The following is a 1356-nucleotide window of genomic DNA, read 5'->3' as shown; positions in this document are numbered from 1 at the left end:
TCCTGTGTGGATGGCTCCCTTTTTGCAAGTACCGATTTGATGATAAAGCCTGTCAGAAGCAGTCTTGTGTTCGGCCTGTTAGCGCGACGCACATGGCCGCTGGCCCTGATGGTTTCCACCAACCAAGTCCCATTCCGCAACTCGAACAGCAAGCGTTCTGGACAAAGCAAGGGACGTCTTGGTTTTAGGGCTGACAAAGTTCCATCACCTCATTGGTCTTGCAAACTTCTGTGTTTGTGTCGGTCTTCTAAATTATTCTCACTTTGTATGGCTCATTTCGGGTTAGGACAGCCCAGATCATACGGGCGGTTTTGTTTGCCATAGCGACAGCGGCCACCCTGCTTGGCTTGCGAGACAGGATATCGGCAAACCATGGATCGAACCTTTCCGGCTCAGCCCTGATGGACCTGATGCGAGACGTCATGCCCAGAACTAGCAAGCGGCGTATGTATTGGTCTCCCATTTTTGAGATATGGCCCAACCGTTCCTTTCCACCACTCGATCGGTTGAGCGGTGTCAGCCCCAACCACGCGGCAAACTCTCTGCAATTTTTGAACTGCTTACCGCTGCCGACGGTCGCGACAATCGCTGATGCGGTAATCGGACCAACGCCAGGTATCGTACGCAAGAGCGCCACGCGTTTCTCCCGCTTGGCAATCTGGGTCATATGCCGCGTATGGCGCAGGATTTTCGCATGTAGGAATAGCAACTGCTCGCACAGATCGAAGACAACCTCTTGAGCGTCCTGTGGTAAATTCAATGGTTCGCCATCTACACTGTTCTTTGCAAATTTCAGCGCATGATAGACGCCTTGCGGTAGGATGATACCAAACTCAGCCAACTGTGCGCGCAGCATGTTGATGGTCTGCGTGCGCTGCTTCACGATCAGGTCTCTCGTCCGGTGAACCGCCAGTATCGCCTGTTGCTCCGGCGTCTTCACCTCAACAAAGCGCATAGTTGGACGCGTCACCGCCTCACAGATGGCCGCAGCATCAACAGCGTCTGATTTGCCGCGTTTGACGTAGGGCTTCACGTAAGCCGGTGGGATCAGCTTCACATTATGCCCCAGTTTGATCAGTTCCCGCGCCCAATAATGGCTTGTGCCGCATGCCTCGATGCCGACCAAACATGGCTCAAGACGTTCAAAGAATGCCAGCACCTGAGCCCGTCTCAAAGCGCGGTTGAATGCAACCTCGCCATGGTCGTCGATGCCGTGTATCTGAAAAATGTTCTTGGCTAAATCTAAGCCGATCGTTGTAACTTGCATTGGGTGGCTCCTCTCGTAAGCGGTTCATAGCAACTGCACTATGGCGCATTGCGACGCCGGGTGATGCAGGAGCCATCCACCCCATCCGC

General features: G+C 53.8%; 1 protein-coding gene. It reads right to left on the bottom strand.

The annotated features are described in order from the left end of the window. Positions 1-247 precede the first annotated feature (247 nt). Positions 248-1267 carry an IS110 family RNA-guided transposase gene (locus tag ROG8370_RS19805; RefSeq protein ID WP_085828826.1) on the bottom strand — a complete coding sequence of 340 codons (1020 nt, stop codon included), beginning with the start codon at positions 1265-1267 and terminating at the stop codon, positions 248-250. Positions 1268-1356 lie beyond the last annotated feature (89 nt).

The sequence above is a fragment of the Roseovarius gaetbuli genome (assembly GCF_900172365.1).
Taxonomy (GTDB): Bacteria; Pseudomonadota; Alphaproteobacteria; order Rhodobacterales; family Rhodobacteraceae; genus Roseovarius; species Roseovarius gaetbuli.
This window is presented reverse-complemented; position numbering and strand designations above follow the sequence as displayed.